Source organism: Mesorhizobium sp. M1027 (assembly GCF_040318745.1).
GTDB lineage: Bacteria > Pseudomonadota > Alphaproteobacteria > Rhizobiales > Rhizobiaceae > Mesorhizobium.
Genome location: NZ_JAMYMW010000001.1, coordinates 754,052 through 773,917, shown reverse-complemented (window position 1 = coordinate 773,917; position 19,866 = coordinate 754,052). Strand labels below are relative to the sequence as shown.

Annotated in this window: 17 protein-coding genes and 1 pseudogene; 5 read left to right on the top strand and 13 right to left on the bottom strand. The window is 61.0% G+C overall.

What is annotated here, in order from left to right; translation table 11 throughout:
• Position 1: 1 nt before the first annotated feature.
• Positions 2-625, bottom strand: coding sequence for a thermonuclease family protein (locus NKH50_RS03680; protein ID WP_352508414.1), 624 nt, complete (start codon positions 623-625; stop codon positions 2-4).
• Positions 626-700: 75 nt separating this feature from the next.
• Between NKH50_RS03680 and NKH50_RS03675 the strand changes: the two genes are divergently transcribed.
• Positions 701-2,215: a sensor histidine kinase gene (locus NKH50_RS03675; protein ID WP_352508413.1), complete on the top strand. Its 1,515-nt coding sequence runs from the start codon at positions 701-703 to the stop codon at positions 2,213-2,215.
• A gap of 4 nt (positions 2,216-2,219) precedes the next feature.
• Here the strand turns inward: NKH50_RS03675 and NKH50_RS03670 are convergent, their stop codons facing one another.
• Entirely contained in the window at positions 2,220-3,218 is a 999-nt protein-coding gene (locus NKH50_RS03670; RefSeq protein ID WP_352876912.1) for a nicotinate-nucleotide--dimethylbenzimidazole phosphoribosyltransferase, read from the bottom strand.
• A gap of 189 nt (positions 3,219-3,407) precedes the next feature.
• On the opposite strand from NKH50_RS03670, the gene NKH50_RS03665 reads away from it, so the two are divergent.
• Both NKH50_RS03665 and NKH50_RS03660 read left to right on the top strand, forming a co-directional pair.
• Positions 3,408-3,641 carry a DUF1289 domain-containing protein gene (locus NKH50_RS03665; protein ID WP_031193575.1) on the top strand — a complete coding sequence of 78 codons (234 nt, stop codon included), beginning with the start codon at positions 3,408-3,410 and terminating at the stop codon, positions 3,639-3,641.
• A 13-nt stretch (positions 3,642-3,654) separates the two neighbouring features.
• Positions 3,655-4,359, top strand: a complete 705-nt coding sequence (locus NKH50_RS03660; protein ID WP_352876734.1) for a TIGR02281 family clan AA aspartic protease — start codon at positions 3,655-3,657, stop codon at positions 4,357-4,359.
• 6 nt (positions 4,360-4,365) lie between these two features.
• Here NKH50_RS03660 and dusA read toward each other — a convergent pair whose 3' ends face one another.
• On the bottom strand, positions 4,366-5,358 hold the full coding sequence (gene dusA / locus NKH50_RS03655; protein WP_352876732.1) for a tRNA dihydrouridine(20/20a) synthase DusA: 993 nt from the start codon (positions 5,356-5,358) through the stop codon (positions 4,366-4,368).
• Between the two features lie 311 nt (positions 5,359-5,669).
• Here dusA and NKH50_RS03650 point away from each other — a divergent pair.
• Positions 5,670-6,598: pseudogene (locus NKH50_RS03650) on the top strand (ABC transporter ATP-binding protein); the annotation flags it as partial.
• Positions 6,599-7,189: 591 nt separating this feature from the next.
• Here NKH50_RS03650 and NKH50_RS03645 read toward each other — a convergent pair.
• From NKH50_RS03645 to NKH50_RS03630, 4 genes are all read right to left on the bottom strand, one after another.
• On the bottom strand, positions 7,190-8,227 hold the full coding sequence (locus NKH50_RS03645; RefSeq protein ID WP_352705930.1) for a phosphatidylglycerol lysyltransferase domain-containing protein: 1,038 nt from the start codon (positions 8,225-8,227) through the stop codon (positions 7,190-7,192).
• A gap of 227 nt (positions 8,228-8,454) precedes the next feature.
• Positions 8,455-9,177, bottom strand: a complete 723-nt coding sequence (locus NKH50_RS03640; protein WP_352705933.1) for a glycosyltransferase — start codon at positions 9,175-9,177, stop codon at positions 8,455-8,457.
• A 108-nt stretch (positions 9,178-9,285) separates the two neighbouring features.
• Complete coding sequence (locus tag NKH50_RS03635) at positions 9,286-10,059, bottom strand: glycosyltransferase family 2 protein (protein WP_352876729.1); 774 nt, start codon at positions 10,057-10,059, stop codon at positions 9,286-9,288.
• 113 nt (positions 10,060-10,172) lie between these two features.
• Positions 10,173-11,336: a glycosyltransferase family 4 protein gene (locus NKH50_RS03630; protein ID WP_352876727.1), complete on the bottom strand. Its 1,164-nt coding sequence runs from the start codon at positions 11,334-11,336 to the stop codon at positions 10,173-10,175.
• Between the two features lie 219 nt (positions 11,337-11,555).
• Here NKH50_RS03630 and NKH50_RS03625 point away from each other — a divergent pair, with 219 nt between their 5' ends.
• Complete coding sequence (locus NKH50_RS03625; protein ID WP_352876724.1) at positions 11,556-12,536, top strand: glycosyltransferase family 2 protein; 981 nt, start codon at positions 11,556-11,558, stop codon at positions 12,534-12,536.
• A 29-nt stretch (positions 12,537-12,565) separates the two neighbouring features.
• On the opposite strand, the gene NKH50_RS03620 is transcribed toward NKH50_RS03625, so the two are convergent.
• The 6 genes from NKH50_RS03620 to NKH50_RS03595 all read right to left on the bottom strand — a co-directional run bounded on the left by NKH50_RS03620 (position 12,566) and on the right by NKH50_RS03595 (position 19,694).
• Positions 12,566-13,255, bottom strand: a complete 690-nt coding sequence (locus NKH50_RS03620; protein ID WP_352507291.1) for a sulfotransferase family protein — start codon at positions 13,253-13,255, stop codon at positions 12,566-12,568.
• A gap of 20 nt (positions 13,256-13,275) precedes the next feature.
• Entirely contained in the window at positions 13,276-14,055 is a 780-nt protein-coding gene (locus NKH50_RS03615) for a sulfotransferase domain-containing protein (RefSeq protein WP_352688356.1), read from the bottom strand.
• A 301-nt stretch (positions 14,056-14,356) separates the two neighbouring features.
• Positions 14,357-15,535 carry a glycosyltransferase family 9 protein gene (locus NKH50_RS03610; RefSeq protein ID WP_352876721.1) on the bottom strand — a complete coding sequence of 393 codons (1,179 nt, stop codon included), beginning with the start codon at positions 15,533-15,535 and terminating at the stop codon, positions 14,357-14,359.
• Positions 15,525-16,709, bottom strand: a complete 1,185-nt coding sequence (locus NKH50_RS03605; protein ID WP_352876719.1) for a glycosyltransferase family 9 protein — start codon at positions 16,707-16,709, stop codon at positions 15,525-15,527. The genes NKH50_RS03610 and NKH50_RS03605 overlap by 11 nt, the downstream gene beginning before the upstream one ends.
• Before the next feature lie 9 nt (positions 16,710-16,718).
• Positions 16,719-17,900 carry a glycosyltransferase family 9 protein gene (locus NKH50_RS03600; protein ID WP_352876716.1) on the bottom strand — a complete coding sequence of 394 codons (1,182 nt, stop codon included), beginning with the start codon at positions 17,898-17,900 and terminating at the stop codon, positions 16,719-16,721.
• Between the two features lie 6 nt (positions 17,901-17,906).
• Positions 17,907-19,694: an ABC transporter ATP-binding protein gene (locus NKH50_RS03595; RefSeq protein ID WP_352876713.1), complete on the bottom strand. Its 1,788-nt coding sequence runs from the start codon at positions 19,692-19,694 to the stop codon at positions 17,907-17,909.
• Positions 19,695-19,866: the final 172 nt, after the last annotated feature.

The following is a 19,866-nucleotide window of genomic DNA, read 5'->3' as shown; positions in this document are numbered from 1 at the left end:
CTCACCAGAAGCGAAAAATTTCGCGCAAGGCGTCGCCGATCGACGCCAAGGTACCGTGCTTTCTTTCGACCAGCTCATGGCCGTGGCTCTCGCGCCAGTTCTTCGGCTCGTCGAAAGTTCCGCCCCAGATGCCGGCTTTGCCCGCGCGCGCAGCAGCTTCCTCGGTCTCGAAATCGCCAAAGGCGACCGCCCAGCCGGCCTCGACCTGCGCGCGGTTGAGATCCTTGCCGCCGGCCTTGCAGTCGCCGAGCAGCCTGCCGTAGCGGTCGCGCTGCCAGCCGCTGCAGGAGACGGCTTTGCCGGCGATCAACCGCACCAGGGACTGCCGCGCGAGCTTGCCGCAGGGATAGTCGGCACCGTCCTTGCGGCAGATCTGCGAATATTCCGGCGCATCGATGCCGCGCATGCGGATACGCTCGCCGCCGAGCGTGATGCTATCGCCGTCATTGACGGTGGCCGCGCCCTCCGTCTTGCGCGTCTCGATCCGGTCGAGGCGCGCCGCCAGGAGGATCGCCAGGCCGAGCACGATGAGTGTCAGCCCATAGTCCATTAGTCGGCGCCACAGGCTTCGCGGACGTGGCGCATAGTATCGCTGGCGCGGCCATCGCGACCACGAACGGCTCATATGGCAAACCGTTGGTTAATCATTCGAACGTAGCTTAACGATTTGAAATTGCTGCCCGTGTAAATTGAAGACTTCATGCCCCTGCAACGCTCGACCACGGCGGACAAGTTTATTGTGGACCGCAGGAAACGCCATCGCAACAGCGATGTCGCGCGCGCGGTGCGCAAGACGCGCGACCGTCTTTCGCAGCAAGCCGGAAATCCCGACTTCGACCGCGAGCTGTTGAAGCTCCACGCGCTTTCGATGACCGGCGGCGTGATCGTCCTTCCGCTGCTCGTTCTGGCAACGGCCGCGGCAGGCTTGCTCGCGGGCATCGGCAAGGAGATCGGCGTCTGGGCGCTGTTCACATTCATCTGCTATACCATCGTTGCATTCATGGCCAAACGCGTCACTCAAGCGTCCGAGCTCAACCCGCTGGAAACGCATAGGGATTTCCTGATCGGCCATTTTCTGTGCGGGCTTGGCTGGGCTTGGTTCGCATGGCTCGGCTGCGAAACTTGCCAAATGGATCAGTTCCAGGTCGCCAAGGCGGTGGTGCTGCTGCTCGCCATGTCGGCAACCGCGATCCTGGCATCGTCCCTTCGCGGTGCGCTGTTGGCGACCTTCGCCCTCCCGGTCGCCATCTATGCCTATGCCAGTGCAAAATTATGGATGCCGGTCGAAGTGATCATGGCCGGGTTGCTGATCTCGTCGCTGCCGTTCTTCGCCTATGTGGCGCGCCAGCTCAACCGTTCCTCGCTGATGCTGTTTTCGTTCCGCTCCGAAAAGGATGCGCTGATCGCCGAAGTGGAGACGGCGAAATCGATGTCGGACGAGGCACGGCGGCGGGCGGAAGACGCCAATCTGGCGAAATCGCGTTTCCTGGCCTCGATGAGCCACGAACTGCGCACGCCGCTCAACGCCATTCTCGGCTTTTCCGAAGTAATGGCCAACGAGGTGCTCGGCCCGATGAGCAACCCGACATATCGCGACTATGCCCGTGACGTGCACGACTCCGGACAGCATCTGCTCGACCTGATCAACGAAATCCTCGACCTGTCGCGCATCGAAGCGGGCCGTTATCAGCTCAATGAGGAGCCGATGATGCTGCTTTCCGTCGTCGAGGATTGCTGCCACATGATGGAGTTGAAGGCGCGCAACAAGGACATCCGCATCGTCCAGGATTTCGAAAACGCCTTGCCGCGCCTGTTTGCCGACGAACGCGCGGTGCGGCAGATTGTGCTCAACCTCTTGTCCAATGCCATCAAGTTCACCGCGACCGGCGGCGAAATCCGCGTGCGCGTCGGCTGGACGGCGGGCGGCGGGCAATATCTCTCCGTCAAGGACAATGGGCCGGGCATACCGGAAGACGAGATTCCGATCGTGCTCTCGGCCTTCGGCCAGGGCTCGATCGCCATCAAGAGCGCCGAACAGGGTACAGGGCTTGGCCTGCCGATCGTGCAAGGCCTGCTGGCCATGCATGGCGGCGAATTCCAGCTCCATTCCAGGCTGCGCGAAGGTACCGAGGCGATCGCCATCTTCCCGCTGAGCCGGGTGATGGAGGAACTGCCGGCGCTGCCGACCAAGGCGGTTGCTTCGCGCCGGCGCTGAATGCTTAACCGCCGACCGCGGCTGCCATGCCGAAGCTGGTCAGCGCGGCCGCCTTGACCAGGCCGGCGGCAAGCGCCGCCCCTACCCCCTCGCCTTGACTGACGCCCAGATCGAGCAGCGGGCGAAGGCCGAGGCGCTCGGCGGCCTTGGCATGGCCAGGCTCCGGCGACAGGCTTGCGAGGAGACAATGATCGAGCGCGGCGGGGTTGGCGGTATGTAGGACGCCAGCGGCCGCAGTCACCGCAAACCCGTCGAGCAGCACCGGGATCTTCTGCATCCGCGCCGCCAGAATGGCGCCGCAGATCGCTGCGAATTCCCGTCCACCGACCCGGCGCAGCGCTTCCAGCGGGTCCTTGAGGCTCGCGCCGTGAAACGCGACCGCGGCATCGACCACCTCCGCCTTGCGCCTTTGCATCGCTGCGTCGGCCCCTGATCCGGGGCCGACCCAGTCGGCGCCGGTGCCGCCGAACAGTGCGGTGCAAAGGGCCGCGGCGACAGTCGAATTGCCAACGCCGAGGTCGCCAAGGCAAAGCAGGTCGGTGCCGCCGGCAATCGCTTCCATGCCGAAGGCCATGGTGGCGGCGCAACCGCGCTCGTCCAGTGCCGCATCCTCGGTGATGTCGGCTGTCGGAATGTGCAGAGCCAGATCGAACACCTTCAAGCCGAGATCGTTGGCGATGCAGATCTGGTTGATCGCTGCACCGCCGGCGGCGCAGAGCTCGACTGCATTTGCCGTAGCGGCGGCGGGGCGCGGCGAAATGCCGTGGCGGGTGACGCCATGATTGCCGGCAAAGATCGCCACCAATGGTCGAGTCACCACCGGCGGCGCGCGACCGCTCCAGCCGGCGAGCCAGGCGGCGATGTCCTCGATACGGCCAAGCGAGTCTTCGGGCTTGTCTGCCTTGGCAAACAACTGGCGAACGCGGGTGTTCGCAACCATATCTGCCGGCGGCAGGCTCACCAGGAGGTCGCGAAAATCGTCGAAAGGCAGTGCGCTGGTCATGTCGATGGCAATCATCCTGATGGCAATCATCCTGTGAATTGGGGAGCGGCATAGCCGCCTTGGCGGGCCGGCACAACCTTGGCACAACTTCGAGGTATTGACGCGAACGCACCCGTTGGCGGCGCATCCCGGAGGGCTTGCATTGACTTTGTCGTTGCACCATGTGGAGGCTAGCCCAAGGAAATCCTTATGACGGCCATTGAATCCCCGTGCATCCTGGTCTGCTCGATCGACATGAAGACCGGCTTCTGTTTCGGTTGCGGGCGCACGCGCGAGGAAATCGCAGCCTGGATCGACATGACCCCGCAAACCCGCCGCAGCGTCATGGCCGAGCTGCCGGCAAGGCTGGAAACGGTCGAGCGACGCCCCCGCCGGGAAACCCGTCGCAGCCGCATGGCACGCGAACGCGACGCCCTCTCGTGAACCGGCCGCACAGATGAACCGACTGCTGTGGATTCTGATCGTCGCGATCGGGGCAGGTGTACTCCTGCTCATGCTCAACGATTCCGCCGGCAGTACGTTCGGCATTGAGAATTACGATTTCAGCCAGCTGATCTGGCTTGGCGCCTTAGCGGCACTCGTCGGCGCCGGCCTGCTCAGATCGGGCAGGCCGTTGGGCACCATGGCCCGCAGCCTCGGCGCCTGGGGCGCCATCGTGCTGGCGCTGATCGCCGGCTATCAGTACCGCTATGAGTTGCAGGATTTCGCCAGCCGCGTCACCGCCGGCCTTGTTCCCGGCAGTCCGCTGGCGCTGGGCGTGGAAGAAGGCCATGCCACCGTCACCCTGGACAAGGCCGGCAGCGGCCATTTCGAAGCGCGCGTCACGGTCAACGGCACGCCGATCCTGACGGTTGTCGATACCGGCGCGACCAGCACAGTGCTGACCGCCGAGGACGCTCTGGCGGCCGGGTTCAATTCGGCGGCTCTCCACTTCACCATCCCGATCTCGACCGCCAACGGCATGACGCGCGCAGCGGCGGTGCGAAGCGACGAACTGTCGATCGGCGGCATCGTGCGCAAGGACATGCCCATCATGATCGCCGCACCCGGCACCCTCGGTCAGAGCCTGCTCGGCATGAATTTCATTAGCTCGCTGTCGGGTTTCGACGTGCGCGGCGATCGCATGATCTTGCGGGATTAAGTTTGCTCAGGCCGCCTCTGCGGTCCGGCCGAAATCGATCTCGACGAAGGCTGACTTCAGCACCTCCGGTCCGGCACCCGGCCGTGTCGCCTCGGTGGAGAGGATCTGCCGGTAGCGGCGTGCACCGGGCAGGCCGTGAAACAGCCCGACCATGTGCCGGGTGACATGCCCGAGGCGTCCGCCCTGCTCGATATGGCGTGACGCGTAATCCGCCATGGCATCGATCAGTGCGGCAAAATCGAACGACTCAGCTGTGCTGCCGTAAAACGCGGCATCGATGCCGGTCAGTATCCCTGGCGTGTGATAGGCGGCGCGGCCGAGCATGGCGCCATCGACATGGTCGAGATGCGTCAGCGCCTCTGCGAGAGATTGAATGCCACCGTTGATGCCGATGAATTTGTTTTGTTTTCTGGCTTTCAGCCGATAGACGCGGTCATAGTCGAGCGGTGGGATGTCACGATTTTCCTTTGGGCTCAGTCCTTCCAGCCAGGCCTTGCGGGCGTGCACCCACAGCGCGTCGGCGCCGGCCGCGAAAACACCATCGGCCAACGCATCGAGTGCCGGTTCCGGATCCTGCTCATCGACGCCGATGCGGCACTTGACGGTAACCGGTATTTTCACCGCCGCCTTCATCGCCGCAACGCAATCTGCGACGAGCACAGGCGCCTTCATCAGGCAGGCTCCGAAGGTGCCCGACTGGACGCGGTCGGACGGGCAGCCGACATTGAGGTTGATTTCATCATAGCCGAAGGCTTCGCCGATGCGCGCCGCCTCGGCCAGCTTTCCCGGATCGGCGCCGCCGAGTTGCAGCGCCACCGGATGTTCGCTGTCGTCGAAGCCAAGCAGCCGCTCGCGTGCGCCGTGGATGACCGCATCGGCCACCACCATCTCGGTGTAGAGCAGCGCCTCGCGCGTCAGCTGGCGATGGAAGAACCGGCAGTGCCGGTCCGTCCAGTCCATCATAGGTGCCACGGCAACTTTGTGGCGTAACATATTCATTTTACTAGTTTCTCTGTCTCAGTCCGTCCGACTCCGTTCGAATGACAGAGCAATTTAGCAAGAGATACAACACCTAACTAACCCGATATACGATTTTGCCGCCGCAACTGAAAGCAAATTGGCATGTCACAATGTCACTGTACGCACCAGTTAGATGCCTGCCGTGGAACGATGCACCGCCGGCGGCATACCAGTCAGCCAAGGCGAAGCGTGTTGCGGGCGATCTGCCACGCGGATTCGACATGCCGCCGCGCCGCCGCCGCCTCGTCCGGCTTGCGCGACCGGATTGCATCCATGATTTCGGTCATTCGGCGATCGCCGGCTTTCAGAACCCGACTTCCGGCGATGTCTTGCTGGAAGGAAAATCACTGCTTGCAGTGCCTTCGCACAAGCGCAACATCGGCATGGTCTTCCAACGCTACACACTGTTTCCGCATCTGACGGTGGCCGAAAACGTCGCTTTTCCGCTGCGGGTTCGCCGCCGGCTGGACGCCGAGGTGAAGAAAAAGGTCGCCGACATGCTGGCCCTGGTGCGGCTCGAAAGCTTTGCCGGGCGCTTACCCGGTGCGCTGTCGGGCGGCCAGCAGCAGCGCGTCGCGCTGGCCCGGGCGCTGGCCTACGATCCTCCGATCCTTTTGATGGACGAGCCATTGTCGGGGCTCGACAAGAAGCTGCGCGAGGAAATCCAGGGCGAAATCCGCCGCATCCATCGCCAGACCGGCGTCACTATTCTCTACGTCACCCACGATCAGGAAGAGGCGCTGCATCTGTCGGACCGAATCGCCCTGTTCAAGGATGGCCGCATCGAGCAGACCGGCACCGGCGAGGATCTCTATCTCAGGCCGGCGACCGATTTCGTTGCCGGCTTCATCGGCAATTCGAATTTCCTTGCTGCCGAACATCTCGGCACCACCAACGGCACGACAACGATCCGCATGACAGACGGTTCGGTCATATCCGGAGTCAGCGCCAACGGCACATTCGGCAAAGGCCAGAAGACCAGGCCTGATGATCCGGCCCGAAGCCTTTAGCATGGAGCGGAGCCCGGCGCGCGGAACTGAATGTCGAGATCGTCGACATCGCATTTTACGGCGAGCGCCGGCGGATCGTCGCGCGCATCGCCGCTGGGCAGGAGGTTGACATCAGGCCGACCTCCGCCGCCATGCAATCGCAGGATGTGTCGCCCTGCACCCGGCAGGTCTTTTTCGATCCGGCTGCTGCATTCCTGTTTCCGGCCTGACTAAGCCGCGGTGGATCGCCGCCCTTCAACGCTTCGCAGCGATGGAGGCGTGCTTAGGATAAGTTGTGGTTCGGTCCATCATCAGCTTCGGTCGGCAAGCGCGTAACGTGTTCGACACTACCGGCTGCTGATTGGATGGCGGGGGTAGCTCCTGTATCCATTGACAGTCGTCATGCTCGGTTGGAAGATGAAGAAGGTCAGCGGCGATAGCCATACGGGAAGGCAATGGTCCAACCGCCAGATACCGGACACCATCCTGGCAGCATCGTCGCGGTCATCGTCATTTGTTTGATCATCGTTGCTTTGTTCTTCATAGGCTTCAGATACTCAAGGCCGGGCCAGGGTACTCTCGTTATTCCTGACGGTACGCAGCAGCAACCGTGAATCCGCCCCTTGGCGCGCGCTGATGCGGAGCCGTTCTCGGGCTGCCAAAAGTAGCCGGCGGGACTGGGGGACACAGCAGAATGGTCCGGCGCGTCGCAGCCGGTCTTTTTGCTCCCGCCGCGGCATTCCTTTCCCACCTAAACAACCAAGGCTGGCCGGCGTGGTGTCGACCATGCTGGGAGATGACGAGCCCTCATCCACCAGGCACTAGACGGCCCTGATCAGCCGGAGCAAAGAAAGCGCTTCGAAAAAGGTCCCTTTGCGAAAGGCGAGATAGGTCGGTTCTTCGACACCATGGAACCGGCGCTTGAAGGCCGCCTGCCCCTGCAGGTTGAAGCGGGTGCGATTGACCCACGGCGATTCATAGGCACGCTGGAAGGCGCGCCGCCAGAAATCGCTTTCGGCAAACCCGCTAGGTCCGATTTCGACAAGCGGCGACAGGCCGAGGGTGACCACGGAAACACCTTCGTCGCGAAAGCGGTCGACCGCGAATTTGGTCAGGCCGATCTCGGCATGCGCCGAGGCATCGATGTGCTTGCGCTTGAACGAGGTGGTGTAGCCGATGACCTTGCCGTCGCTGAACAGCGGATCGAAATCCAGCAAGGCCACCAGTTCTCCATCCGGACCGTGCAGGACGAAACGGCGCATATCGACGCCAAGGTGATCGGCAAAAGGCCTGTTGAGAAACCTCATCTCCCAGCGCTTGACGATGCGGTCGGCCCGCCAATTCTGGGAGAGCCTGGCAATCTCGTCGAGGAAGACGGTCCCGTTGTCCTCCGCGAAGGAAAACCCCTTCCTCAAGAGCCAGCGTTCGGAATAACGCACTGTCTCATTGCGCTTTCCGGAAAAGTCGTGGCCGGGCAGGACAAGCCTGGTGTCGACGCCGAGGCGGTTGACCTGATAGCCAAGTCCGGCAAGCACGCGCGCCGTCTGTTCGCCGATCTGCACGAACCACGGGCTGCCGGCAACCTCGATGAAACGTTCGATATAGTCGCGCCGATCGGCCGGGGCAGCCATTGGATCGCCGAGCGCGAAGTGATGTCGCGTTTTGGTTCCGTAAGCGATGTAGCCCTGGGCATCGCCGAAGTAGTGAAGCCCCTTCTGCACGGCGGTCGAATAGGCAAGGGAAAAATCACCATGGCGACGGACCAGCGCCAGGCGCTCGACATGGTTCAGCCGCAGCCGCGGTATTTTAGGCCCGCGGTTTTCCAGGAAACGATCTAGGCGTCTTCGCAGTGACGACATGGTCGACTTTCGCGTGCCGGCTAGGCCGACGAAAGAGCTGACGGACCCCAAACCGATCATATTGCCGCGAGCTGATCCTTATCTCAGCGCGTCATGCTTCCCCAGCCGGAACCGCCAGATTCCTAGGCGCAATCTGCCCCGGTCCCGCCCCGAGGCGGCACCACGCGTTGTTGGCGACGCCGATGCCACTTCGGAAGCGCCCAGGTCACCTGCCAAACACAATGCTCTTATCGAACTGCGCTCTGAGAAGATTCTGCCTGATCGGAAGCCAGGAACTCGTCGCGTTCTGCTATCCACAAGTCGGCATAGTCGACATTCTGCCACTCGGCAAACCACGGGCCGCCGCTCGTATAGTGGACCGCCTTAGGTGTGCCGACAGCAGGCTTTTCGTTCCAGCCTTCGAGCCAATTCCACTCTACTGGCAATAAACCCAAATCTTTGTCGGCAACCCACTGCATTCGGTGAAGATAGGCGCCACTTTCCTGATTCACGACCTCTGGCGTGAGCGATTTGACCGAAGGATGCGCGCAATTGAACAGCATCAGCGACGACCAGTTTTTCCGAGGATAGGATGTCTGGACCACGCCATCCATCTTGGTTGTGGCCTTCGGCGTATAGTCATGCTGGACGCAATAGACCGCCTTGTCCGAGTCCGTATATTTCAGCAGGCCTGCGACGTCACCAAGCCACAGGAAATCGCAATCACAAAACAGGGCCCAACCCGTGTAGTCGGCGAGAAAAGGCGTGAGGAAGCGCGTGTAGGTGAACTCCGTCGAGGCGAGTGGATCTTTTTCCCGCCAATACAGCCTACGGGCACGCATCTCGTCTTGTTTGATCGGAATGACGGAGACAGGCGCCGACGCATGTTTGAGCAGCGAGTGTCGCGCGACGTCGTACGCGATCGGCTCACGGCTGTCCCATCCGATAAATACCCTAAACGCATCAGTCATATTCACTACCCTGGCTTTCGATTTTAACGGTCGTACACTAACTAGTTGGCGATGGCTCGGCAACAATTGCGGTCAACCGAGCCGGTTTCTCACAGATTTGTCCTGGCCTCAGCCTTGCTTTTCTGGGTGGACCCGGCCTCGCATTCCCAATGCGACACGCGCCCATTTCTGATAGGTGTAGCTGGCCGAATACGCGGCCACCATCGCACCAATGGAACCGTCCAGAAATCCCAGCCGGAAAATATAGCTGCGCACATAGGCCCAGACGGAACGCAAAACTGCCTTGCCTATCGAGCTTTTTTTGCCCTCGGCAAGCAGCTGCGCGGCGGATGCTTCTGCGTACCGGCCGATCTTGTCGTGGGCATCTGCCAGGTCGGTGATCGAGTCGTGCTCGATCGGCTGGGACAATCGCCCGACCTTTCCGTTCAGCACTACTTTCTCGTGCACGGTGTCGTCGCTGAAGCGCCCGGAGCGGCGACGGAAGAGCCTGAGCACCAGATCGGGCGACCAGCCACTATGGCGGACAATGTGCCCGCAAAAGCGCGATCTTCTCGGTGTTTCGAAGCCGTCATAGGCTTTTGGGTCGGCGATTGCGGCCCTGATTTCCGTGCCGAGCGGCGCCTCCACCCACTCATCGGCATCCAGCGAGAGGATCCAATCGCCCGTTGCCGCGGCCAGCGCACGGTTTTTTTGCGCGCCGAAACCGGGCCAATCAAGGGTCATCAAAACCTTGGCCCCCAAGTCACCGGCAATCTCCCTGGTGCTGTCGCTGCTGTCATTGTCGAGAACGATGATTTCGTCTGCAAAATCCACCGAGCGAAGGCAGCGCGCGATGGACGCCTCCTCGTTGCGGGTGATGATAATGACCGAGAGCGCCGGCACGGTCAGAAGGTTCCGGCATCAAAGCTGCCACTGTCATTCGAATGCATCTGCAGCATCGGCTCCCGGCCCGTTAGCACATTGAGGGTACTAACCTAATTCAACAAAGTCGAAAATCATTTCAGATCAAGGCTTTCATACAACGCCATCATTCGCTTGATCATGACATTGAAATCATAGTGTTCGGCCGCCGCTCTCACCCGGGTTCCGGTTTCAGGTCGTGACGCCAACTGCAGCGCGTGGGCGAGCGCTGCTGCGAGGTCACGTTCGCTGGCCGCATCGCAAACGAGCGTCGGCTCGAACCGCTCGACAAGCTCGCGCGCTCCACAGCCGGTGCTTACCACGGCGGGCAAGCCGCTGGCCATCGCTTCGATGACCACTGTGCCGAAAGGATCATAGATGGAAGGCAGCACGGCAATATCGGCCGCGCCGTACCACGGCAGCATGTCTTTCTGCGGCCCCAGCATCTTGAGCCGTGCGCCGAGACCGAGCCTGTTACCGGCCTGCCTGAAGGCGTTGGCGCGCGAATCATGGCCGATGACCCACAATTCCGGCTCGCCATCGAGCCTGGCGACAGCCTTCATCAGTGCAAGCAGTCCTTTTCGCGCAAAGCCCGAGCCGACAAACAGGACGACCGGCCTGTTTTCGTCGACGTCGAGCTGCGCGCGGACCGCGGCCCGATGCTGTTGGCGCAGTTGCGGATTGAAGCGGTCGAGATCCACCCCGTTGGGAATATGGTGCACATTTTCGGCCGGATAATCATAGTGACGGACAATGTCCTCGGCGACCATCTTCGAAATCGCTATGACAGCTTTGAGCCGTGGACTGGCATAGGTTGCGCGCTCGAGGCGCAGCGTCTGGCGGTGAAAGGGGCTCAGCGCCATTGCCGCCCTGCCGAGCCGCGTCTCGAAACGCCGCCGTTCGGCAAGATAGGCGGCATGAACGCCCTCCCCGGCCCGGAAAACATCGCAGCACGGGAGGCGATCGTTGCTCTGCACCAGCGCCGGTGGCATCTCGGCGATCTTGCGGCAGGCGGCTTGAGCAAAGGACGCCGCCCGCAGCGAACGCGGAAAGCGGCGGCCGGCGCAATGGATGAATTCTACGCCTTCATAGCGCGGCCAGTCACCCGAGAGCACGGCCACCGGCCGCTGACGCGCGGCAAATGCGGCCATGATGTTTTCCAGCATGATCTCGCCGCCCCCAAAGGGCGCATAACGCTGGCGCACGAACAGGATCGGCCTGTCGAATTGATTTTCGATGCCACGAATGCCGGCATGCATTGGGTCAGGGCTCCGGCCTTGTTGCCATCTGACGATGTCTATAGAGGCCAGCGCGCATCGGCAACAGTTGGAAGGCTCACTCGCGGAACTCAGAACAGGCCTGTGTCCATTGTCCGCGACTGCTTGCGATTTGCCTGACGGTGCTGCATGTAGAAATTAACTGCAAACAGCGGATCAGCGCCAGCCGGGTAGTGACCGCTATGAGGGGGAATCGACGGCTTGAGCAAAGCAACCTGGCCCGCCATTGTCCGCCGGACGATTACCGACACCGCCATATATCGGCTGAGACGCACCTTCGGAAGGCGGGCAGAAGTGTCATCGCTACGGCCGATAACGCCCCTTAAAGCGAATGACCTGCCTTTGATCCTCGTCATCCGCAACGAGGCGGACAGGCTGCGCCCGTTCCTGAAGCACTATCGCGAGCTCGGCGTCACCAGATTCGCCGTCCTCGATGATCGCTCAACCGACGGAACAGCTGAGCTTCTGGCCGAGCAGCCAGATGTCGATCTATTCAGCTCGCCGCTCACCTATTCTCAGTCGGACCTGGGAAACCTTTGGCGGCAGCGTCTTGTGCAGATTTATGGTCAGCCTCGCTGGTATCTGACCGTCGATGCGGACGAATATCTTGTCTATGACGGCATGGATCAGAATCCGCTCGGCGCGATGGCCGCCTGGCTCAAGCGGCGCGGAATGACACGCCTGCTGGCGCCGATGATCGACATGTATCCGAGCGGAAACATCTGGGACGTACCCTTCGATCCCATCGTGCCGCCATGGCAGGTTGCGGACCATTTCGACGGCAGCGGCTATGAGGTGACGAGGAGCCCCCGGCATCTCAAGATCACAGGCGGCCCGAGGACCCGGCTTTTCGCCAGGCAGCACAAGTTGACCAAGTTTCCTCTGATATATGTTGATCGCCAGACGATTTTTACGTCGATTCACGCACCGCTGCCCTACTGGCGAAACTATAAAAAGGGATTGGCCGGCCTGCTTCATTTCAAGTTCTTCGCCGATTTCAACGACAAGGCGCAGGTCGCGGTGGCGGAAGGTCAGTATTGGAACGGCGCTTCCAAATATCGCCAGTATCATGAGGTATCGAGCGGTAAAGCCGCTCTCAGCGCGATGAGCGAACAGTCAATGCTGTACGAAGGCGCTCACAGCCTATTCCAAACGGGTTTGATCGACAAAATTGATTGGTAGACGGCACTCCGGCAGATGCCGAACCAACATCATGCATAACCGAACGCTTTCATGAGCTGGGCACCTCGTCCTTGTACCAGGTCCTGTAACTCGGCGTTTCCAAGTTCGGAGCGCCATCTCCCGCTCCCGTCATAGATTGGCTGATTGACCTGGTGGTTCCGGAGCACCTCGTGTGGCGTCTCGACGCTGGCGTCGGTCGGCTTGAACCATTGCTGCGGGTTCTTGTGGTAGTCGAGGAGATCCGGGCTGAAGGTCACATCAAGAAAGCCGCATATCTGCTCGACCACTTTGGCCGGTTTCTCGACCAGATCCTCATAGCGATAGATCAGCACATCCGGCTTTCCCCGTTCCGCGAGAACCAGCGCATTATCGTTGATCCAGCGGTCGAGAGCCTCCTGTGGGTCGTCAAGTCGTTTCGTCAGCGACGCCACGACGTCGCGCCCGTCTCGCACCGGCATGATGAAACGCGCGCCGGGCACGAGCCGGCGAATGCGGGCCACACGGCGGATATGCCGCGGCGTCTTTTCAAGCAGCACGTTCTTTCCAGCCTCGCGCGCCGCCCGCTTCAGTTTCCAGAAGCGGAACATGGCCAGTGGCGTCCACTTGAAGAAAATGTTGGTTTCCTGAAGCGGCAGGTAGACGTCAGGATGCGACGCAAGGATCGTCGCAATCAACGTCGTCCCGCTATGGCCGCAGCCGCAAATGAATCCGGTCCGCATCACCATGTCGGCAATGCCCCCTAACCCAAGGCGACCCGGGCGCGGTTATCGACGCGAGCGTAGCACAAGCCGTTCGTGCTAAAGACCTTGTCCAGCTTCTCCCAATATTCGAACTTGGCTAACTGCTCGTCACAATAGGCCACGTCGTTCTCGGAAAGATATTCGCCGTAACCGCCTATCTTACCCTTGCGCACCTTGAAGCTTTCGGGATCATTCGCATCGCGCGGCTGTAATATCTTGCCGTATCGATCGGACAGATCACCGGTCGATTCACTCACTTTCATCTTGTCGAAGGTTCGGTTGTTCGCCACGTCGACAAGCGTCTGATCGTCAGCCTGCTGGTTCAGGAATCCAAGGATCGCGCGAAGGACACCAGCCGTATCCCGATGCATATCTTCATATTGAAGATACCGGATTTCGCGCATCCGGGGCATGGCCGCGAACCAATGCAGATTGAATCTGATGATCTTTTCAATCCCATGATTGTCGCTTCTGATAAAATCACTGAACGATCCGGCTGGAAGCATGTGGCGCTTCTGAACCTGAAAGTACCCTGAGACCACCGTATCTCTTGGATCGCGAACAAGCATTATTGTTCTTCTCTTCTTGTATCGAGATTTATTTTCCTTGAGGCTCGATTTTGGTCGAAGTAACTTGTGGTCGGTTCCGTCGTGAATGTATTGAACTTCAACTCCGAGATCGTCCAGCATGACACGCAGCCACGTGCGCCCTGATTTTGGAAAGGATACGATAAGAGGAAGAGGCGGCGCTTTGGCCTGGAAAAATTTTAGAAAGGACATGGGAGAGACCTCCTTTAGATTATCAGAGCTGGCGCCCGAACCGCTGCAGGCCAGACCAACCCCATTACTGGGCGCCTAAGCCTACGGCTGATTCGAACACAAGGCAGAAATGCCGGCAAGAATTGCGATCCTCTGCGGGGCGAATTGGCCTTTACTATATCCCGGTTCGGAATGCCTTATGTTTTTTGGCCTGTTGCGACGAGTGTTCGACACGGGCGCTCCATTCCGCGATCCGTCGGCCGAACGCTTAATGCGGATCGCGTCGATGCGTATTCAGTGACGCGCTTTCGGACGACATGCATTAGCCACTCACTTTTGTGATCCATGGCGCCAGGATGGCCTCGGCCTCGCTCATCACCACGGACCAGGGGCGTTCCCGTTTCGAGACCAGCACGGCCGATGGATAGTAGGGCGTGCGGTCGCCCTCGACCGGCCAGGAGCGCTTGAAGCCGTCGCCCAGAATGAAAACCGAGGGGATGCCGAGCGCGCCCGCCAGATGCGCTCCGGTATTGCTGATGGTCACCACGGCGTCCATCGCGGCAACCTGCGCGGCGAAAAGGTCCATGTCGACGAGCTGATCGACCGATCTGTCATAAAGAATGCGCTCCGGCTCACCGTCGGTCAGGATCTTCAGATCGGTCTCGATCTGGCCGTACTGCAGCGAGACGAACCGGAGGTCCCGGCGGCCGATCAGGTTTCGCCAGGCGGCAAGCGGCGGCAGGTCTTTGCCGGGATTGGAGCTGCCCCATGCGACACCGACCAACGGCCGCCCTTCCTTCCGGTAGCGGGCGCGAAGTTCAGCGACCCGGGCCGGATCCGGCTTAAGGGGCACGAAATGCTCGCGGATCGTCGCCTCGTCGGTCTCGAAAACGGCAGTCAGATGCTGGACGCCGGCGAAGGCCTGCGCCTCGGCATAGACGGCCTTGCCGCCAGCACCGACCGGCCGCACATCGGCAGTTAGAAAAGTGCGCTGAAAGAGCGGTACCAGGCGGCGCTCGACGAGGACGATCGAACGGGCGGCGCGCGCCAGGGCACAGCCAACGGAGCTGGCATGATGGATCGCGGTGGCCAGACCCTGCTTTTCGGTTTCCATCAGATCGATCAGCAGTGTCTGGCCAGAAATATCCTGGCCCAGCCACTCGCCATCGACGCGGCCGTTGACGATGTGGCGTCGTGCAATCCTGAGTTCGGCGGCTGCGCCATAGGCGCCCATCCGCATCAGCGCCTTGCTGAGCTCGTCGATCAGGTGGACCTCGCCCCTCGATTTCGCAATGGATCCAAGAGCCAGGGCTTTCGGCAGTGCCGCCGGCCAATCGCGGGACTCGACGCTTCGCCGATAATCCGCCATCTGATCGGCAATGTCGCCGTCACGCCAGCGAAGGAAGAGCTGCCGCCGGTGACGTCGGAACCAGACCTTGTATTTGTAGCCTGCAAGCGCGACAGCGCGGCGCAACCGGCCGAGAAGTAGGCTACCTTCCATCGCCAGCTCCGCCGATGATTTGCATGACCCGTCCGCCTGCTTCCTGCACTGCCGACGCCCAGGTTCGGCCGCCTTTTCGGACCAGTCGAACGCTCGGATATGCGGCGACGGTCTCGCCGAAGGCAGGCCAGGACAGTCGAAACCCGTCGTCGAGCATGACAACCGTCGGCACGCCGAGCGCTCCGGCCAGGTTGGCGCCGGTATTGCTGACCGTCACCACTGCGTCGAGCGCCGCGATTTGGGCGGCAAAGCGGTCCATGTCCGTCAACTGGTCGACGGAAGCGTCATGGATGATGCGGCCCGGCGCGTGGCGCTCGAACTCGGAGAGAGCCGGCCCGACATCGCCATATTGCAAGCTGACGAGGCGCCCCGGCAGGCTGCCGAACAGCGTCCGCCAATCGTCCAGAGCCGGCAGATCCTTGCTCTTGTTCAGGCTTCCCCAGGCAAATCCGATCAGCGGACCTGGGCCGCCATCGAGATAGGTGCCGCGCAGCTCGGCAACCAGTCGGCGGTCCGGCTCCAGCGGAACGAAGGGCGCGCGTGCCGCCGGGTCGTCCGGCCAGAAATGCTTTGCGAGTGTCTCGAAACCGGCAACGACATCGGCGTCCACTGCCGCCATGTCCTCTTCCCCTTCAATCCTAACATCGAGCGCAGGATATGTTCTGCGATAAAGCGGTGCCAGTCGCGGCTCGACGAAGACGATGCATCGACCGGCAGCCGCGACGACTGGACCAAGCAGCGACGCGAACTGGAAAAAGATCGCCAGGTCGCCTTCGCGACGATCGACGAGAAGCGTGCGACCCGCAAGATCACTGCCATCCCAATCGGGTCTGCCGCGCTGCTTGCTCGCCGCCATCAACTGCCAGATGCGATTTCCGCCGTCGAGACGCCTCAGTCCGCGCCCCGCTTTCTTGATCAGGCCGAGATCGCCAAGCTGCTCACCAAGCGCGCCAAGCGCCAGTGCATGGTCGCGAGCAGTTTGCCAGTCACCACGCTGCACGCTTTCCTCCATCAGCCTCATATGCCTTTCGGCACTTTCGTCGGCGTGGCGCGAGGGACGTCTAAGAAGTTCCTTTGCCCGCTCGAGAACCTTCTGCAGCCGCTTGCTGGCGGCGCCTTGCGGGCGCAGATCGGCGGTTTTTGCTTTCTGAAGGATGGTTCGTCTGTTCTGCACGGCGATGTTCTATCGTCCTCGGGGAGCGTCGGAAAGCGCCGTCAGGATCGATGAGAGCCGCCGGCCGGCCTCGTCGAGCACCAGCGACCAAGTGCGCCCCTCCTTGCGAATGACAATGCCCTTCGGATACCAGGGTGTCCGGTCGCCGGTCACCGGCCATGCCGTCTGAAAATTATCGTCGATGAGGAAAACAGTCGGCACGCCAAGGGCTCCGGCAAGATGGGCCGCCGTATTGCTGATCGTCACGACAGCATCGAGTGCGGCGACCTGTGCCGCGAAACCGTCCATGTCGACCATCTGGTCGACGCCGTCGTCAAAGATCAGACGCGCGTCATTGCCGTTGCGAAGGCGCCGCAACGCCGGCTTGATCTGTCCGTACTGGAGCGAAACGAAGGTCGCTTGTGTCTGGGCGATGAACCGTGCCCATTCAGGAAAATCAGGCACGTCCTTGGTGTGGGATTTGCTGCCCCAGGAGAGGCCGACCAGCGGCAGATCCGTCATCGCCCGATAGCGCTTGCGGAATGTCTCGACGTGTTCAGGATCTGCCCGCAGCGGCACGAAGTCGGCAGCAAGCTTTTCGGCATCGCGTCCGAACACCCAGGCGAGATCTTCGAAAGTCGCACGTTTGTTGGCGACCACATCCCGCTGCGCCGGGACCACGGTCGCCTTCGGGAACGTTCGCTGCAGAATTGGTACCAGGCGCGGCTCGACCCGGATTGTTGCGCTTTGCGCATAGGCAGCGGCAGCGCCGGCCAGTCGCGCGTGGCGGATAACCCGGCCAAGGCTGCGCGGGTCATCCTCCACAAGGTCGATCAGCAGTGTATCCGATCCGAGATTCTCGCCGGTCCACTCGTTCGCGCTTTTCCCTTTCCGCAGCCGGCGAGCGGAAAGCCGAAGCTCAGCTGCCCGCGCGAAGTTGCCAAGCCGTTCGAATGCCTGGCCCGCCTTCTGCATCAGCTCCGGGTCGCGATTATGATCGGCCGCGACAGCTATCTCATTGGTACCGGCTTCAAGGCCTTTCCAGTCCCTGCGAACGATCAGGGCCTCAACCTTGGCTTGCAGCTCAAGAATGGACCGCGGCTGCTTGGGGCCGGAAAACAACCTGCGCACCGCCTTTTTGTACCGGCGCACCTGAAGGCCCAGTCCACCAATCACATACCGAACATAGGAACCGTGATAAAAGCTGGTCATCGGCCCTCAGCGCAATATGCTCTGCCGCAGCTTTTTGCCGCTTTCGACCATCGGATCGGGCGCCTCCAGGTGGAATATCGAACGATATATCTCGCTGTGCTTGGCAAGCTGGTCATGCGTTCCAGCATCGACAAGCTGTCCGGCGTCAAACACGAGAATACGATCGGCCGCCTTAATTGTAGACAGCCTGTGCGCAATGCAGATCACTGTGCGCTGAAATGTGTTGTCGAAGGCTGCCTCCATGACTGCCCGTTCGTTTTCACCGTCAAGCGCCGATGTCGCTTCATCATAGACGATTACCGCAGCATTCTTGAGCAGGGCGCGTGCGATGGCGACGCGCTGTTTCTGCCCGCCCGACAGATTAGTGCCGCTCGGCCCGACAAGCGTGTCGAGCCCGTTTTCGAGCGCCGAAGCAAAGCTGGTGACCCGGGCGAGGTTCGCAGCGGACTCGATTTCCTGATCCGTGGCGCTCGGGCGGCCGTCGCGAATGTTGTCGCGGATCGAGCCTTCGAACAGGAAGACGTCCTGTGACACCAGTGCGATATTGTCGCGAACGTCGGCCAGGCTGATCTTCGAAATGTCCTTTCCGTCGATCAGGATCCTGCCCTTGTCCGGCTCCATCAGGCGCAGGATCAGATTGACGATGGTGGTCTTGCCGGCGCCGGAGCGGCCGACGATCGCCAGCTTCTCACGAGGTCGCACGTCGAAGGAAACACCCTCGAGCGCGGGGCTGTTGCCGTCATAGGAAAAGGCCACATCTTCAAAGCGGATACCACCATCGACGTCGGCCAGGCGCTCGCCCGCGATTGCACGTCGCCGCTGCTCGGGCGTGTCGATCAAATCATACATCTGTTCGACGGCGACCATTTGCTTCTGGATGTCGACATTGACCCGGGCCAACCGCTTGGCAGGCTCATAGGCAAGCAGGAACGCGGTAATAAAGGCCATGAATTCGCCGGGCGTCTTGCCGTTGCCGAGGGTCTGCCAGCTGGCGTACATAACGAAAAGCCCGATGATCACGCCGCCGCCGGTCTCCATCAATGGGCTCATCAATGCTGACGTCCGGTTGATCTGGATGCCACGTCTTTCCATCTTGCGGACGGCCTTTGCAAAGCTGGCAACCGCCTTGTCCTCGAGCTGGAAGGATTTGATGGTGCGGATGCCTTCGACGGCTTCCGTGCCGATCGACTGGACCTGTGCGGCCAATTCCGTCTCGCCCCTCGCCAGCGCCTTGAGCTTCCTGGTTATCGCGCCGACTGATAGGAACAGCATCGGCAGAACCGCCACGGATATCAGCGACATCACCGGGTCCTGCTTGACCATGACGCTGGCCAACGCAATCAGTGTCAGCAGATCAGAGACGGCGCTGCTCGTGAGGGTGAGAATAACGGTCGCCCCGGCGCGCGCGTTGAACATGATTTTGGAGATAAATTTTGCCGGATGCTGGTTCGCGAAACGGCTGATGTCGAAATACACCATTCGGGAAAATTGACGGTTTTGAAGGTCTGAAACGATAGCCCGGCGAATCTTCCCCGTGGTGATGGTCTGGCAGTAGGCAGCTATGCCCTTGACCAGGAAAATGCCGATGATGAGGACGCTGATACCCGATACAGCGGCAGCGTCTCGCTCGACATAGATGGTGTTGATCATGACTTTCATGATCCAGGCCGCTGCCCCGGTCGCCGCAGCAGCAGCGATCGAGCACAGCAAACCTGTCACATACAGCATCTTGTGCGGCGGCAGATTTTCGCCAATCAGACGCTTGATCAGCGGATATGCTGGGCCCGTTGACACTCGTTTCTTTGCAATCATCTCGTCGCCGCCCGTTGCGATCCCGTCCGGTCTTTGTGTTGTCTTGAAGCGCGAAACGGTTTCGATCACCTGTCTGTGGCTTCGTTCCCGACCGCAGTCAATGCCGAACCGGATCCTTGCACGTCATCGGCTTACGACCGTCGGTTCCTCGCAT

Bases quoted from the DNA above. Each gene is read 5' to 3' on its own strand.
- NKH50_RS03680 (WP_352508414.1), bottom strand. From the start codon at position 625: ATGAGCCGTTCGTGGTCGCGATGGCCGCGCCAGCGATACTATGCGCCA.
- NKH50_RS03675 (WP_352508413.1), top strand. From the start codon at position 701: ATGCCCCTGCAACGCTCGACCACGGCGGACAAGTTTATTGTGGACCGC.
- NKH50_RS03670 (WP_352876912.1), bottom strand. From the start codon at position 3,218: ATGACCAGCGCACTGCCTTTCGACGATTTTCGCGACCTCCTGGTGAGC.
- NKH50_RS03665 (WP_031193575.1), top strand. From the start codon at position 3,408: ATGACGGCCATTGAATCCCCGTGCATCCTGGTCTGCTCGATCGACATG.
- NKH50_RS03660 (WP_352876734.1), top strand. From the start codon at position 3,655: ATGAACCGACTGCTGTGGATTCTGATCGTCGCGATCGGGGCAGGTGTA.
- dusA (WP_352876732.1), bottom strand. From the start codon at position 5,358: ATGAATATGTTACGCCACAAAGTTGCCGTGGCACCTATGATGGACTGG.
- NKH50_RS03645 (WP_352705930.1), bottom strand. From the start codon at position 8,227: ATGTCGTCACTGCGAAGACGCCTAGATCGTTTCCTGGAAAACCGCGGG.
- NKH50_RS03640 (WP_352705933.1), bottom strand. From the start codon at position 9,177: ATGACTGATGCGTTTAGGGTATTTATCGGATGGGACAGCCGTGAGCCG.
- NKH50_RS03630 (WP_352876727.1), bottom strand. From the start codon at position 11,336: ATGCATGCCGGCATTCGTGGCATCGAAAATCAATTCGACAGGCCGATC.
- NKH50_RS03620 (WP_352507291.1), bottom strand. From the start codon at position 13,255: ATGCGGACCGGATTCATTTGCGGCTGCGGCCATAGCGGGACGACGTTG.
- NKH50_RS03615 (WP_352688356.1), bottom strand. From the start codon at position 14,055: ATGTCCTTTCTAAAATTTTTCCAGGCCAAAGCGCCGCCTCTTCCTCTT.
- NKH50_RS03610 (WP_352876721.1), bottom strand. From the start codon at position 15,535: ATGGAAGGTAGCCTACTTCTCGGCCGGTTGCGCCGCGCTGTCGCGCTT.
- NKH50_RS03600 (WP_352876716.1), bottom strand. From the start codon at position 17,900: ATGACCAGCTTTTATCACGGTTCCTATGTTCGGTATGTGATTGGTGGA.